Source organism: Sphaerobacter sp., from assembly GCF_019683595.1.
In the GTDB taxonomy this organism is placed as follows: Bacteria; Chloroflexota; Chloroflexia; order Thermomicrobiales; family Thermomicrobiaceae; genus Sphaerobacter.
Window position 1 is genome coordinate 1 of sequence record NZ_JADGHZ010000089.1, and the last position, 14,369, is coordinate 14,369.

The 14,369-nt window shown below is 68.6% G+C and carries 12 protein-coding genes; 6 read left to right on the forward strand and 6 right to left on the reverse strand.

Annotated elements, in window-relative coordinates; translation table 11 throughout:
- Window positions 1–41 precede the first annotated feature (41 nt).
- On the reverse strand, window positions 42–1,415 hold the full coding sequence (locus IRZ30_RS10515) for a dipeptidase (RefSeq protein WP_294085018.1): 1,374 nt from the start codon (window positions 1,413–1,415) through the stop codon (window positions 42–44).
- Window positions 1,416–1,495: 80 nt separating this feature from the next.
- Entirely contained in the window at window positions 1,496–2,398 is a 903-nt protein-coding gene (locus IRZ30_RS10520; RefSeq protein ID WP_294085020.1) for a dihydrodipicolinate synthase family protein, read from the reverse strand.
- 167 nt (window positions 2,399–2,565) lie between these two features.
- Here IRZ30_RS10520 and IRZ30_RS10525 point away from each other — a divergent pair, with 167 nt between their 5' ends.
- The gene (locus tag IRZ30_RS10525; protein ID WP_294085022.1) at window positions 2,566–3,087 is read left to right on the forward strand and encodes a hypothetical protein; all 522 of its coding nucleotides are present in this window, start codon (window positions 2,566–2,568) and stop codon (window positions 3,085–3,087) included.
- Window positions 3,088–3,325: 238 nt separating this feature from the next.
- Here the strand turns inward: IRZ30_RS10525 and IRZ30_RS10530 are convergent, their stop codons facing one another.
- From IRZ30_RS10530 to IRZ30_RS10540, 3 genes are all read right to left on the reverse strand, one after another.
- Window positions 3,326–3,679, reverse strand: a complete 354-nt coding sequence (locus IRZ30_RS10530) for a HepT-like ribonuclease domain-containing protein (protein ID WP_294085024.1) — start codon at window positions 3,677–3,679, stop codon at window positions 3,326–3,328.
- Window positions 3,676–3,981 carry a nucleotidyltransferase family protein gene (locus IRZ30_RS10535; RefSeq protein ID WP_294085025.1) on the reverse strand — a complete coding sequence of 102 codons (306 nt, stop codon included), beginning with the start codon at window positions 3,979–3,981 and terminating at the stop codon, window positions 3,676–3,678. The genes IRZ30_RS10530 and IRZ30_RS10535 overlap by 4 nt, the downstream gene beginning before the upstream one ends.
- A gap of 172 nt (window positions 3,982–4,153) precedes the next feature.
- The gene (locus tag IRZ30_RS10540; protein WP_294085026.1) at window positions 4,154–4,597 is read right to left on the reverse strand and encodes a CoA-binding protein; all 444 of its coding nucleotides are present in this window, start codon (window positions 4,595–4,597) and stop codon (window positions 4,154–4,156) included.
- Between the two features lie 267 nt (window positions 4,598–4,864).
- On the opposite strand from IRZ30_RS10540, the gene IRZ30_RS10545 reads away from it, so the two are divergent.
- The 4 genes from IRZ30_RS10545 (at window position 4,865) to IRZ30_RS10560 (ending at window position 11,188) form a co-directional block, all read left to right on the forward strand.
- Complete coding sequence (locus IRZ30_RS10545; protein ID WP_294085028.1) at window positions 4,865–6,889, forward strand: type IIA DNA topoisomerase subunit B; 2,025 nt, start codon at window positions 4,865–4,867, stop codon at window positions 6,887–6,889.
- A 190-nt stretch (window positions 6,890–7,079) separates the two neighbouring features.
- A complete protein-coding gene (gene tnpA / locus IRZ30_RS10550; RefSeq protein ID WP_294085029.1) occupies window positions 7,080–7,514 on the forward strand; it encodes an IS200/IS605 family transposase in 435 nt (144 codons plus the stop codon).
- Between the two features lie 332 nt (window positions 7,515–7,846).
- A complete protein-coding gene (locus IRZ30_RS10555) occupies window positions 7,847–10,288 on the forward strand; it encodes a DNA topoisomerase (ATP-hydrolyzing) subunit A (RefSeq protein ID WP_294085030.1) in 2,442 nt (813 codons plus the stop codon).
- Between the two features lie 75 nt (window positions 10,289–10,363).
- Window positions 10,364–11,188, forward strand: coding sequence for a ZIP family metal transporter (locus IRZ30_RS10560; protein WP_294085032.1), 825 nt, complete (start codon window positions 10,364–10,366; stop codon window positions 11,186–11,188).
- A gap of 390 nt (window positions 11,189–11,578) precedes the next feature.
- Here IRZ30_RS10560 and IRZ30_RS10565 read toward each other — a convergent pair whose 3' ends face one another.
- Window positions 11,579–12,388, reverse strand: a complete 810-nt coding sequence (locus tag IRZ30_RS10565; RefSeq protein ID WP_294085034.1) for a histidinol-phosphatase HisJ family protein — start codon at window positions 12,386–12,388, stop codon at window positions 11,579–11,581.
- A 351-nt stretch (window positions 12,389–12,739) separates the two neighbouring features.
- Here IRZ30_RS10565 and IRZ30_RS10570 point away from each other — a divergent pair, with 351 nt between their 5' ends.
- Entirely contained in the window at window positions 12,740–14,329 is a 1,590-nt protein-coding gene (locus IRZ30_RS10570; RefSeq protein WP_294085036.1) for an MFS transporter, read from the forward strand.
- Window positions 14,330–14,369: the final 40 nt, after the last annotated feature.

The following is a 14,369-nucleotide window of genomic DNA, read 5'->3' on the forward strand; positions in this document are numbered from 1 at the left end:
GAGACGGTCCACGGACCGTCTCGACCGCGAGGAACGCGCTGCTACTTGGCGAGCGCGGTCAGGTAAGCGCAGTAGGCGCGGCGGCCGCGGCGCATGCTCTCCAGCCGCATCGACTCGTTTGGCGCGTGGACGTTGCCGTCCGGCGTGCCGAAGGCGAAGAAGACCATGTCGGCGCCCAGCTCGCGCTGGAAGATCTCGGCGACCGGGATCGTCCCGCCCTGGCGGGCGACGACCGGCGGCTTGCCGAAGATCTGCTCCAGCACCCCCATCGCCGTCTTGAGCGCCGGGTGATCCCGGCGGATGCCGAACGGGCGGGCGGAACCGGGGAAGCGCTCGACGGTCGCCGTGGCCCAGGGCGGGCAGTGCTTCTCGACGTGCCGCTCGATCAGCGTCAGGATCTCCTCCGGGTTCTGATCGGCGACCAGGCGGCAGGTGATCTTGAAATGGCCCTCGGCCGGGGTGACCGTCTTGACGCCCGCGCCCTGGAAGCCGCTCCAGATGCCGTTGATGTCGAGCGTGGGGCGGGCCGCCACGCGCTCACCCGGGCTGTAGCCGGGCTCACCCCAGAGGGCGGGCGCGCCCACCTTCTCCCAGTAGGGGCCGGCGCTCGCCTGCGCGGCCGCCAACTCCGCACGCTCCTCCTCGCTCAACTCCCGCACCCGGTCGTAGAAGCCCTCAACCGCGACGCGCCCGTCGGGCGTGTGGAACGACGCGGCCAGATGGGCGGTGACCTGCGCGGCGTTGGGCACGGCGGCGCCGAACATCCCGGAGTGCAGGTCCGTGGCGGCGGTGCGCACATTCACCTGGCAAGCCGCGATCCCCTTGGCGGTGAGCGTCACCCCCGGCTGATCGAGCGAGGGCTGCCCACCGTCGGCGCTGATGATGAAGTCGCAGGCGAGCTTCTCGCGGTGGTTGGGCATGAAGGCGGGCAGGCTGGGGCTGCCGATCTCCTCCTCGCCCTCGAAGAAGAATTTCAGGTTGATCGGCGGGCGGCCCTGGGTGCGCACCAGCGCCTCCACACCCTGCAGCGCCACCATGACGTTGCCCTTGTCGTCCGAGGCGCCACGGGCGTAGAGCTTGCCGTCGCGCAACTGCGGCTCGAACGGCGGCGAGGTCCAGAGGTCGAGCGGGTCGGGCGGCTGGACGTCGTAGTGGCCGTAGATCATCGCGGTCGGCTGGGCGTCATCGACGTGCCAGGCGCCGAAGACGACCGGGTTCCGCTCGGTCGGCAGCAACTCCACCTCCGGCACGCCGATGCGGCGCAGGTAGTCCGCCAGCCACTCGGCGGCACGCCGCACGTCGCCCTGGTGCTCCGGGAGAGCGCTGACACTCGGGATCCGCAGGAACTCCTGGATCGCTTCCAGGTGCTCCTGCTCGCGCTCCTCCAGATAACGGTCGCACTCGGAAAGAGACATCGGGTCTCCTTTCATGTTGCGTGAGCCCTCACCCCCGGCCCCTCTCCCAACGTTGGGAGAGGGGGAAGGGGTAAGGGCGGCTACTCAATCACTCCCAGCGCCACCAGCCGGCTGCGCAACTCCGCCGTCTCCTCGGCCGTGAGCGCGGGAATTGGCCGGGTCATATGCGGGCCACAGATGCCCTTCAGCGCGAGCGCGGCCTTGTACGCAGCCGGGAAAACCCCGATGCGGCAGGCATCGGTGACGGCCGCGACCAGCCCCTGCAGCGAGTGCGCGGTGGCGAAGTCCCCCTCGCGCATCGCCTTGAAGATCCCCGCCTCGGCCTCCGGCACGACGTTCACCGTGGCGCCGATGATCCCATCGCCGCCCGCGAACAACGCGCTGGCCAGGAGGTTGTCGGAGCCGGTCAGCACCGTGAAGTCGGGGTGGTTCGCCACCGCCCGGACCACCGCGGTGAAGTAGCCGAAATCACCGCTGCTGTCCTTGATGCCGATGATGTTCGGGTGCTCGGCCAGCCGCGCGACCGCATCCACCGCGATCGGCACCTTGGTGAGCCGCGGGATGTTGTAGAGGATGATCGGGATTGGGCTCGCTTCGGCGACGTACTGGAAGTAGTCGATCACCGCGGCGGTGTTGAGCGGGAAGTAGAACGGGGGCGGCACCAGTGCGCCGACCGCGCCGCTGCCCTCCGTGGCCTTCAGGTCGGCCACGATGTCGTCCACCACCGTGCCGGCCGCACCGGTAAAGATGGTCCCGCGGCCTCCTGCCGCCTCCATCACCGTGGCCAGCACCTCCTGCCGCTGCGCGCGGGTCAGGCCGTTGCACTCGCCCGTCGACCCCAGGATCGACAGCCCATCGATCCCGGCATCGAGCAGGGCGGTCACCAGGCGGCCCACACCGTCGCGGTCCACCTGCCCGTCCGGCGTCAGCGGCGTCGCCATTGCCGCGTAGACGCCGGGGTAGCGTGCCGTCCGCTCACTCATCGGTACCGTGCTCCCTCGTATCCAGCTTGTCGGGGGCAACCCCGCCTTGCTACCGTGGCGGCATCGTAGCACAGTAGGCGCCAACTCGGAGCACGAGCCTGGAGAACGTGTAGAATCGGGCATCCTGAGAGACGCCCGTCGGTGCGGAGAGCGGATGGAGCAGGAAGATGACAGCGGGAGTGCAGGGGAGCGGCGCGACGCCCGCAGGGGATGCGGGCGCTGAGGCGCCGGTGGTGACGGAGCGGCGTCAGACGCTCACGGTCGCGATGCGCCGGGAAATCCTCGGCGATCTTGCGCGGGAAATCGGCGCCGGCGCGACGGTCGAAGGCGACCGGCTGATGCTGGACGCCGGGCAGGGCGTTACCCTCGAAGGGCACGTCGAGCCGGACGGCACGATCGTCCTCACCTGGTGGATGACCGCCACCGCGCCGCAGGGTCATCCCCGCTGGCGGAACGTGGCGGCCGAGCTCACCGGCGAGGGCGAGGCGATCTACACCTCGGCACTGGGCGGCGGCTTCCTGGTCGAGGTCACCCAGCAGAGCGCGACCGCCCGCGAAGCCGCCCGGCTGGCCCGCAGCCCCAAGCCGGTCGAGCGCGTCCGCGCGCTCATCGCCACCTTCCCCGAGCGCGTCGCCGCCCTCCCACCCGAGCCGGTGCCGGAGTATCTGCTGCCGGAGGAGCAGGGCTAGCGGCTGGCGCAGCGGGGCTGACAACGAAAAGCCCACTGAAGGGGCCGGAGACGCGGCGCCCAGTTGGTTGCCGGATCGGACCAGCCTGCGGGTGAACATCGCAGCCCGTTCAGTGGGCTTTCCCCTCTTCAGCCCCGGGCACGAGCCGACCGCGTAGACCCGATTAGCTCGTCAAGCTCGCTGAGCCGACTGGGAATTCGATGCTGACCGCCTACGACCGCCTGGGTCTCTGACCGACTCAGGACGGATCGGTGCTCTGCGCGGCCAGTTCCGATTCCACCACGCACTGGAGCGCGGGCAAATGCTCTTCAATGATCTCCGAGACCTCGTCAAGCCGGAGATCTAGGTAGGCATGCGCAGCGACATTTCGAAAACCATAAACGGCCCGCCAGCGGATCTCGGAGAGGCGGGCCTTCAGCGCCGCGGACAGCTTTCCCGTCGCCTCAGCAAGTGTCTGTAATCGCCACAAGACGGAGTCTTGCACATCGACATCGTGCATGAACGCTTCACGACCGGCACGTGTTCGCGACTGGATCAGCGCTATCGATTCCCGAATGTAGATCAGGTAGCGAAGGTCCCGCGCGTCGCTCACAGCGCCACCGCCTCGCGTTCGATGCGCTCGGCGAGTTCGGAGGGACGGCGGATCTTGTAGACGTCAACGTCGCGGCCGAGGGCCTCCTGAAGATCAAGGATGAGCTCGCTCAGGTCCAACACGGAGCGGCCCGGCTCGAACTTGACCAGGAAGTCGATGTCGCTGTCGGGACCGGCTTCTCCACGCGCGACCGAGCCGAAGACGCGGACGTCATACGCGCCATGCCGCGCGGCGATCCGCAGGATCTCGGCTCGCCGCGCCCGCAGCTCCTCCAGCGTCACGACTCGCTCGGTGCTGTCCATCCGGCTTTCAAGCCCCTCGCTACCGGCAACGTTCAACGGCCATTTTACTGTTCTTGCGAAACGACTCCGCACGCGCCGTCACGGTTTGCGTTCTATCGTCGCTGGTGGTCATCCGGCGCTCGCGCGATGGACAAATGCGTCGCTACGAGTGGCAGCTAATGCGCAGCCCCAGCTACGTCCCGCGCTTCCAACGCTGGTGCTCGATCGCGGTGCAGCGGTCGACGATGACGGTCAGGCCACCCTGCTCGGCGATGGCGATCGCCTCGGGGTTGATGATGTCGAGCTGGAGCCAGAACACTTTGGCTCCGACGGCGACGGCGTCGCGGGCGATGTCCGGCGTCACCTCTGGACGGCGGAAGACGTCGACCACGTCGATCGGCTCCGGGACATCCAACAGCGAGGGATAGGCCCGCTCACCCAGCACCTCCTGCTCGGCCGGGTTCACGGGGATGATCCGGTAGCCCTGGCGCTGCAGGTAGGCGGCCACGCCGTAGCTCGGCCGGTTCGGCTTTGACGAGAGCCCGACGATCGCGATCGTGCGCGCCGTGCGCAGGATCTCGTCGATCGTCGCGGGGTCCTGGTAGCGGCTGAGATCGACCGCTTCCTCATAGGTCATACGTTTGCGCGCTCCTCTCCGAGCCGTCGTCGGCTCCTGGAACATGCTAGCAGGCCCCACCCCAGCGGGAAAGGCGGGGCCCATCTCGCCTGCCAGTCACACCTATGGCGTAGAATAGTGCGTACGTTCGCGCAATTGGGGTTGGCAGGGCTTGCATCGATACGCTATAATTGTCACGGAATCGAACATCAGTTCTGATTCAGCGCAACCGTAGGGGGCTCATCATTGCCACGGACCAAAAACGCAGAGACAGGCCGGGGAGCGGATATGGCTGAGGCGAAGACGACACGACGCACACGCGCGGGGACGGCGCAGGCCGCGGCGCCCGCCGCAGTGGCGGAGCGTGAGGAGCGCGCCGAGCGTGGCTACACCGGCGCGGATATCCGCGTGCTGGAAGGAATCGAGGCGATCCGCACCCGCCCCGGCATGTACATCGGCTCCACCGGCACGACTGGGCTGCACCACCTGATCTGGGAGGCGCTCGACAACGCCACCGACGAGGCCATCGCCGGGTACGGCAAGAACATCTGGGTCGAGATCGACCGGGACGGCTGGGTCACGGTGCGGGACGAGGCGCGCGGCATGCCGTTCGACCTGAAGGAGGTCAACGGCAAGACGCTCCCGACGGCCACGGTGATCATGACCGTGCCCCACTCCGGCGGCAAGTTCGACCAGGGGGCGTACAAGACCGCTGGCGGCTTGCACGGCGTCGGTGCCACCGTCATCAACGCGCTGTCGGAGCGGCTGGAGCTCACCATCTGGCGCGACGGCCAGCAGTTCTTCCAGACCTTCACCCGCGGCGTGCCGGGCAAGCACACCATCACCCCCTGCGACCCGAAACGCACCGGCACCCAGCTCCGCTGGCTGTTCGACCGCGAGATCTTCGCCGACCCGGCCGTGGGCTACCAGCGGGACGTAGTCGAGAGCCGCCTGCGCGCCGCCGCCTACCTCAACCGCGGCATCGCCTACCACCTGCGTATCTGGGACGATGACGCCGGGGAGATGGTCGAGCAGACCTTCCACTCCGAGCGGGGCCTCGTCGATTACGTCGAGGAACTCCGCCCGCGCGACAAGGAGAGCCAGCCGCTCTTCAAGGAGGTCGTGGCCATCGCCGAGACGCGCGATGACGTCGTGATCGAGGTGGCAGTGCAGCCGAACCGGGGCGAGCGCACTCGGGTGGTCTCCTTCGCCAACGGTGTGCGCACCGTCGAGGGCGGCACGCACGAGAGCGGCTTCCAGGCGGCGCTGACCAAGGTGCTCAACGACCAGGCGATCCGGCTTGGCGTCACCAAGAAGCGGGAATTCGACGCCGACCTGATCCGCGAGGGCCTGGTCGCGATCGTCTCCGTCAAGCTGACCAACCCGCAGTTCGAGGGGCAGACGAAGAACCGGCTGACCAACAGCGGAGTCGACGGGATCGTCCGCTCGGTCGTGGGCGACGCGCTGACCCGCTGGATGGAGGCGAACGAATCCGCGGCGCGGGAGTGGGTGCGTACGCTGGAGCAGCGGCGCAAGGCACGCGACGCGGCCAAGGCGGCGGCCCGCCTCGTCATGACCGGCAAGAGCCGTCGCAACGGCGCGCTGCTGGACGCGACGATCTCCGACAAGTTCATCCCGTGCAACACCAAGGACCCGGAGCGCGCAGAGCTGTACCTCGTCGAGGGTGACAGCGCGGGCGGCTCGGCCAGCCAGGGGCGCTTCTCCGATTTCCAGGCGATACTGAAGCTCAGCGGCAAGCCGCTGAACGTGGCGCGCGCCAACATCGAGCGGGTCGCCAAGAACGAGGAGATCCGGACCCTCTTGCAGGTGATCGGCACCGGCTCGCGGCAGGCGTTCGACATCTCCCGGCTGCGGTTCCACAAGATCATCATCATGACCGATGCCGACGTGGACGGCATGCACATCCAGGCGCTGCTGCTGACGCTCTTCCTCCAGGAACTGCCGCAGTTGATCGAGCGCGGGCACATCTATCTGGCGGCGCCGCCGCTCTACTCGGTGCGCCAGAACGGCAAGGTGACCTGGCTGCGCGACGACGAGGCGCTGCGCGAGTGGATGAAGGGCCGCAAGGGTCCATTCGAGCTCAAGCGCTACAAGGGCCTGGGCGAGATGAACCCCCGGGAGCTGCGCGAGACGACGATGGACCCGGAGCGCCGCCGCCTGCGCCGGGTCACGCTGGAGGACGCCGCCCTGGCCGAGCGCATGGTCTACGAACTGATGGAGGACACCAACGCCGAGGGGCGCCGCACCTTCCTGGCGCAGCGCGCACGGAAGTACCAGGAGATTGATGTGTAGGCGCGGTGGGAGAGGTGCGGGTCCGCGATCTCTTACCAGCGCGGGTGGCGACGGGTCTGAAGCGGTGGCATGTGCCCGGGGCTAAAGCCGCCGGGCTGACACGGCGAAGCCCACTGAAGGGGCTGGGGTTCGCGCGCTTCGCGCCGTGGCCGACGGGGCAAGCATCGCTGATCGCGAAAGGGACTAGGTAGTGTCGCGCTGGCGTTTGTTCTATCACCTCGTCTGGACCACCAGGGATCGCCAGCCGTTCATCACGCCCGAGTGGGAAGCGCGCGTGCACGCACGATTGCGGGAGGCGGCCGAGCGTCACGGGATTATGGTTCACGCAGTCGGCGGCACTGACGATCACGTTCACCTCGCGGTTTCGATTCCGCCGACCCTGCCGGTAGCCACGGCAATCCAGCGGATCAAGGGAGCGAGTTCGCGGATGATCAACGAGGAGTTCGGTGACGGGTTCGGGTGGCAGGCCGAATACAGCGTCGATTCGTTCGCGGAGCGGCACCTCCCGCGTGTCGTCTCGTACATCGTGGATCAACGCCGCCATCACGCAGAGGGAACGCTGTGGCCCGCTATCGAGGAGCTACCAGGACCACAGATCCTCAACGCCAGTGGCGGACACCGGTAACCCCAGCCCCTTCAGTGGGCTTCGCCTTGTCAGCCCGGCGGCTTTAGCCCCGGGCACGCGCCACGGCGCCGGATCCGTTGGCCACCCGGCAGATGCGCCATATGCGGGTCTCAAACGCGGCACTGGCCCCTGTCGCCGCGGGCGACGAACCTGAACACCGATTGCGGCGCCGGCCCCTCACGCGGCTCGATCGGCTGGCCGAGGGGCACCGCGGGACCGGATGAGTCCCCGGCAGCCGCCCGCGGCCCGGCGCACGCGCGATCTGCCGGGGCACCGGCCAGGAGCCGAACCACGTGAGCGACATCGACCGTACGACCGAAGGACACGACCGAATGGCAACGACTGTCTACACCAACGGGCATGAGGAGACGATCGAGACCGAAGAGTTCTCGACCCTGTTCGAGGACGCCTTCGTCCAGTACGCCCTGGCGGTCGTCACCAGCCGCGCCCTGCCGGACGCCCGCGACGGGCTCAAGCCGGTGCAGCGGCGCATCCTCTGGTGCATGTACGAGAACGGGCACCGCTCCAACCGCCCGACCGTCAAGAGCGCGTCGGTCGTGGGTGACGTGCTGAAGTCGTACCACCCCCACGGCGACAGCGCCGTCTACGATGCAGCCGTGCGCATGGCACAGGACTTCACCATGCGCTACCCGCTGATCGAGGGGCAAGGCAACTTCGGCTCGATCGACGGCGACGCCGCCGCGGCCTACCGCTACACCGAGATGCGTCTCTCGCCGGTCGGTGAGCTGCTGCTGCGCGACATCGAGCAGGAGACGGTCCCCTTCGAGCAGACCTATCTTCAGATGCCGAACGTGGTGCAGCCGGTCTACCTGCCGGCGCGCATCCCGCCGATCTGCAATCCCTCTTCCGGCATCGCGGTCGGCCTCTCCACCGACATCCCGCCGCACAACTTGCGGGAGGCAATCCGCGCCGCGATCGCGCTGCTCGACAACCCGGAGATGACCGTCGATGAGTTGATGAAGATCCTCCCGGGACCCGACTTCCCGACCGGCGGCCGGATCATCGGCACCGACGGCATTCGCGCCTACCTCGAGAGCGGCAAGGGGCGACTGGTCATCCGGGGCGAGGTGCGCCTGGAGGAGGAGCTGCGCCAGCGGAATCTGGTCGTGACCGAGATCCCGCCCATCTCCCGGTCGCGGCTGGTCCGCTCGATCATCAACGCCGTCAACGACGGCAAGGTGACCGGCGTGATCGACGTGCGCAACGAGTCGGACGACGAGAAGGGCACGCGCATCGTCATCGAGTTGGAGCGGAGCGCGACCCCGGAGGTCGTACTCAACCAGCTCTACCGCTTCACCGACCTGGAGACGGCCGTCAACGTCAACATGGTCTTCCTCTTCGGCGATCCGGGCCAGCCGGCCCGCCAGCCGCGGCGCACCGGCATGCTCGACCTGCTGCGCTACTGGAACCGCCACCAGATCGACGTCATCACCCGGCGGGCCGAGTATCAACTCCGCAAGGCGCAGGAGCGGCTGCACGTCGTCGAGGGGCTGATCATCGGCGCCGCGCACGCCGACGAGATCGTTCGGATCTTCCAGCAGGCGCGCGACCGGAACGTCGCCAAGGAAAAGATCAAGGTCAAGTACAACCTGACCGACATCCAGGCGGACGTGATCGCGAACATGACGCTGGCGCAGGTCACCCGGCTCGACGCGGCCAAGTACGCCGAGGAGAAGAAGGAGCTCACCAAGCGCATCAAGGAGCTCCAGGCGCTGCTGGCCAGCGAGGCGAAGAAGGTGGCGCTGCTCAAGGAGGAGTTGACCGCCATCGCCCAGGAGCACGGCGACGACCGCCGCACCCGCATCGACCGCGAGGGACAGGAGGAGATCGCCTCCGTCGCCAGCCTGATCGAGGAGCGGCCGATCCTGATCGTCGCCAGCCAGAGCGGGCGGGTCAAGGCGCTGCCGGAGAACGCGTTCAAGCGGGCGCGCGCCGGACGGACGGCGAAGGGCGAGGGGCTGGCCGCCATCGTCCCGGCCTCGACGCTCGACTACCTGCTGGTGCTGACGCGCGGCGGGCGGGTCTACCTCAGCCGCGGGCACGAGGTGCCGGCGGGCACGCGGGCATCGAGTGGTGAGCCGGCGCAGAAGGTCTTCGGCCTCAAGCCGGACGAGGCACTCGCGACGATCCTCCCGGTGGACGAGCTCACCGAGGATCGCTACGTGGTCTGGTTCACCGCAAACGGCAAGGTGAAGAAGACATCGCTCGCTGAGTACCGGACCATCACCAGCGCCGGGCTCAACGACCTGCGCCTGCTGGGCGACGACCGTGTCGTCGCCGCGACGCTCGCCGAGAAAGGCGGCGAGTACCTGGTGATCGCCAGCAACGGGCAGGCGCTCCGCTTCGCCGACGACGAGGTACGCGCCACCGGCCGCGACGGCCAGGGGGTGAACGCCATCGCGCTCAAGGCCGGGGCCGAGGTCGTGACCGCGTTGGCGATCCCGCCCAAGAGCGACGGCGACGTGCTGGTCGTCACGGCGCAGGGCATGGGCAAGCGGACGGCGCTCAAGGACTTCCCGGCCAAGCGCCGGGCGACGTCCGGCGTGGCGGCGATCGCCCTGGCGAAGGGCGATCGGATCGCCGGAGCGGCGCTGGTCGGCCCGGACGACGACGTGGTGCTCGGTGCGGCCGGGGGTCAGGCCCTCCAGGTGACGGTGAAGGACTTGCGGCGCCAGGGCCGGGCGACCAAGGGCTCGCGACTGATCGAGGTCGACAAGAACGACCACGTCGCGACCATCGCCCGGGTCGGATAGCGGTTCACACGGCGGGTGCGAACCACCCGCCGCTGTGTATCGCGCGCGGCGTGAGCACGCGGGGGACACAGACTGATGTCCGAGTGGTTCCAGGCGCAGAACGCGGTGGTCCAGGCGATCCTGGGCGGCGGGCTCACCTGGTTCATCACCGCGCTCGGCGCCAGCCTCGTCTTCTTCACGCGGCGCATGTCCCAGCCGCTGCTCGATGCGATGCTGGGCTTCGCCGCCGGGGTCATGATCGCGGCCAGCGTGTGGTCACTCCTGTTGCCCGCGATCGAGCTGGCCGAGGAGACGGGTCGACCCGGTTGGGCGCCGGCGGCGATCGGCTTCCTCCTCGGCGCGGCCTTCCTCCGCCTGGCCGACTTCCTCTTGCCGCACCTCCACCTGGACCAGCCGGAGAGCAAGGCCGAGGGCTTCCACACCACCTGGCGGCGCACCACGCTCCTGGTGCTGGCGATCACGCTGCACAACATCCCGGAGGGGCTGGCGGTCGGCGTCGCCTTCGGTGCAGCGGCCGAGGCCATGATCACCGGAGATGTCGGACCGACCCTGGCGTCCGCCATCGCACTGACCATCGGCATCGCACTGCAGAACCTGCCGGAAGGCATCGCGGTCGCTATGCCCCTGCGCCGGGAGGGGATCCGGCCGCTGAAAGCCTTCTGGTACGGGCAACTGTCGGCCGCCGTCGAGCCGATCGCCGCCGCGATCGGGGCCGCGGCGGTGATCGTGATCACGCCGATTCTCCCCTACGCCCTGGCCTTCGCGGCGGGCGCCATGATCTTCGTGGTGGTGGAGGAGCTGATTCCCGAGTCACAGCGCGGCAGCCACGCCGACCTGGCTACCAGCGGCACCATCGTCGGCTTCATCATCATGATGATCCTCGACGTCGCGCTCGGGTAGACACGACGCGGGAGCACGGGCGTCTTTGGAGAGCGGCGGTTGTGGCCGCCGCTCTCCTACGCGGCGGTCGCAACCGCCGGTCCCGACCGAAAGGGACGACAATCGCGCTCGCGGCCGGGGATCCGGACCTGAGAGTGCCATCCTGTAAGGCCACGTTTACGTGGACGACGGCAACCATGTCATCCTGAGCGGAGCCGTCCGCGGCTCCCGCCGCGGACGGCGGAGTCGAAGGATCTCTCTAGTACGTGGTGGCTCCGACGCGAGATCCTTCGCTTCGCTCAGGATGACAGGATTGGCAACACCGGATCGTCCGCTCTTACACGGAGATGACGCACCGGCCACAGCCAGCGAGGGACCGCTGGCTGCGGCCGTCGGGCGCGGACCTCACACCTACGGCAAGGGGATGAAGCGAGGCTGGCGGCGCTCGAAGGTGGTGAGGTGGGTGAAACCGGCGGCGCGGGCGAGCGCGACGGCCTCATCCAAGGCGTAGCCGATATGCTCGGCACGGTGGCCGTCGGAGCCGATGGTCAGGATCTCGCCCCCCATCTCGCGGTACCAGCGCAGCGCCTCCGGTCCTGGCGAGGGCACCCCGGCTCGGCGGGTCGTGCCGGTGTTGATCTCAATGCCGATGCCGCGCTCGATGCAGGCGCGCAGGACGGCGCGGATCTCCTCCTCGTGCTCCCGCTCGTCGAACGGCCCGTGAACGGCGACGCCGTAGCGCTTCGGGACGTCCAGATGCCCCAGCACGTCGAAGTCGCCAGTCTTCGCCAGTTCCAGCAGCTCGGCGAAGTAGGCGGTGTACGCCTCCCGGGCGGGGCGGTCCTCGAGGTAGCGGCGGGTCATGACGAACTCGTCGCCCACGTAGTGGAGCGAGCCGATCACGAAGTCGAAGGGGTGGCCGTTGAGGAGCTGGGCGACCTCGGCCGGGTAGCGGTGCGCCTCACCGATCTCGACCCCGGCGCGGAGCGTCAGCCGGCCGTCGTACCGCTCCCGGCAGCGCTCCAGCTCGGCGAAGAACGCATCGGGTTGGAAGTAGCCGCAGCCGTCGTCACTGGGGACGAAGTCGGCGTGGTCGGTGGTGCACACCTCCGGGATGCCGCGCGCGATGGCTTCCTCGCAGACTGTGCTCAGCGGCAGGCGGCCGTCGAACGAGAAGAGCGTGTGGACATGGTAGTCATGTGGAATCGCGGCGCGTGCCACCGCAGCCTCCCTTACCCTCAGTGATCGTCCGGTGGTCTCGCCAGCGGTCCCAGCCGGCCACCGTCCGCCCCGACAGCCACGCGATTCCCGGCACCCTGCGCGGGGTCGACGACGCAGGATACCAGGGATGGCTCGAGCACGCAGCTTGGCGTCCGCCGGCGCTCCGTGTCCACCCATCCCGTTGACTCTACCATGCGACAGGTCCAGCTCGGCCAATGGACACCTGCCCGCCTGTCCGGTGAGACAGGGCTGGCGGGGAGAGCCAGACAGTGTAGAGCAGCAGGTTCCGCCCGTATCGTTTGCCCCGTTGATGCCGGTAACGTGGAGCGAGGTACCGGAGGGAACCTGACAATGAGCGAGCTGACACAGCGGACGTATGAGCGTCGGTGGTGGACGCTGGCGGTCCTCTCGCTGGCACTCGCGGTCATCAGCCTCGACAACATGATCCTGAACGTCGCGCTGCCGACGCTGGTGCGCGACCTGAACGCGACTTCCAGCCAATTGCAGTGGATCGTCGACTCCTACGTCCTGGTCTTCGCCGGGTTGCTGCTGACGGCAGGGGCGCTGGGTGACCGCTTCGGCCGGAAGCTGGCATTGATGGTCGGCCTCGGCGTCTTCGGAGTCTTCTCGGCGCTGGCCGCGATGAGCGGCACGGCGAACCAGTTGATCGCCACGCGGGCGCTGATGGGCATCGGCGGCGCGCTGATTATGCCGTCGACGCTGTCGATCCTGACCAACGTCTTCCCGCCGGCCGAGCGGGCAAAGGCGATCGGCATCTGGGCCGCGGTCAACGGCCTGTCGATCCCGTTGGGGCCGGTGCTCGGCGGCTGGCTGCTGGAGCACTACTCATGGGGATCGATCTTCCTGATCAATATCCCGGTCGTGGTCGTTAGCCTGATCGCGGCAGCGATCCTGGTGCCGGAGTCGCGGGACGAGAAGGCGCTGCCGCTCGACCCGGTGGGCGCGGTGCTGTCGATCGCCGGGCTGGCCGCCCTGCTCTACGCGATCATCGAAGCACCGTCGGCGGGCTGGACCAGCGGCACGACCATCGGCTGGTTCGCTGTGGCCGCAGTGACGCTGGGCGCCTTCGTCCTCTGGGAGCGGCGCGTGCCCTACCCAATGTTCGACACCGCGCTGTTCAAGAACCGTCGCTTCAGCGCGGCCAGCCTGTCGGTCACAATGGTCTTCTTCGGGCTGTTCGGCGCGACCTTCTTCCTAACCCAGCACATGCAGTTCGTGCTCGGGTTCGACACGCTGGAGACGGGCGTCCGGATGATCCCGATCGCCGTTGGGGTCGGCATCGCGGCGCCGCTTAGCGCGCGCTTGACCGCCCGCTTCGGCTCCAAGGTCATGGTCGCCGCCGGGCTCACCGTCGTGGCGCTCGGGCTCGGCCTGATGTCGACCGCGACTATCGACAGCGGCTACGGCCTGGTGGCGACGTGCATGATCATAGCCGGCGCCGGGATGGGGCTGGCGATGACCCCGGCGACCGACTCCGTCATGGGCGCGGTGCCGAAGGACAACGCCGGGGTCGGCTCGGCGGTGAACGACACCACCCGGCAGGTGGGCGGCGCGCTGGGCGTGGCGGTGCTCGGTAGCCTGCTGGCGACGAACTACAGCGACGGCATGCGCGGCCCGGCCAGCACCCTGCCGCCAGAGGTCGCCGCCGTGACCCGCGACTCGGTCGGCGCCGCGCTGGAGGTCGCTGCCCGGCTCCCCGACCCGGCCGCAGCGCTGGCCCTGGTGAACGCAGCGCGGACTGCCTTCATCGACGCCATGGACACGACGCTCCTGATCGGCATGGGCGTGACACTCGTCGGCGCGGCGATCGCCCTCCTCTTCCTCCCGGCACGGGCGGCGAACGAAGAGGTGACGCCGGAGCTGGCCGAAGCTGCGGACGAGGTCGAGGCGCCTGAGGAAGAGCCAGTCCTCACCCTTTAGCCACGCACCCATCCACTCCTCCCCCACTCCTCCCCGGTCC

What these genes read in the sequence shown, in the direction of transcription:
- IRZ30_RS10515 (WP_294085018.1), bottom strand. Translation starts at nt 1,415, where the DNA reads ATGTCTCTTTCCGAGTGCGACCGTTATCTGGAGGAGCGCGAGCAGGAG.
- IRZ30_RS10520 (WP_294085020.1), bottom strand. Translation starts at nt 2,398, where the DNA reads ATGAGTGAGCGGACGGCACGCTACCCCGGCGTCTACGCGGCAATGGCG.
- IRZ30_RS10525 (WP_294085022.1), top strand. Translation starts at nt 2,566, where the DNA reads ATGACAGCGGGAGTGCAGGGGAGCGGCGCGACGCCCGCAGGGGATGCG.
- IRZ30_RS10535 (WP_294085025.1), bottom strand. Translation starts at nt 3,981, where the DNA reads ATGGACAGCACCGAGCGAGTCGTGACGCTGGAGGAGCTGCGGGCGCGG.
- IRZ30_RS10540 (WP_294085026.1), bottom strand. Translation starts at nt 4,597, where the DNA reads ATGACCTATGAGGAAGCGGTCGATCTCAGCCGCTACCAGGACCCCGCG.
- IRZ30_RS10545 (WP_294085028.1), top strand. Translation starts at nt 4,865, where the DNA reads ATGGCTGAGGCGAAGACGACACGACGCACACGCGCGGGGACGGCGCAG.
- IRZ30_RS10555 (WP_294085030.1), top strand. Translation starts at nt 7,847, where the DNA reads ATGGCAACGACTGTCTACACCAACGGGCATGAGGAGACGATCGAGACC.
- IRZ30_RS10560 (WP_294085032.1), top strand. Translation starts at nt 10,364, where the DNA reads ATGTCCGAGTGGTTCCAGGCGCAGAACGCGGTGGTCCAGGCGATCCTG.
- IRZ30_RS10570 (WP_294085036.1), top strand. Translation starts at nt 12,740, where the DNA reads ATGAGCGAGCTGACACAGCGGACGTATGAGCGTCGGTGGTGGACGCTG.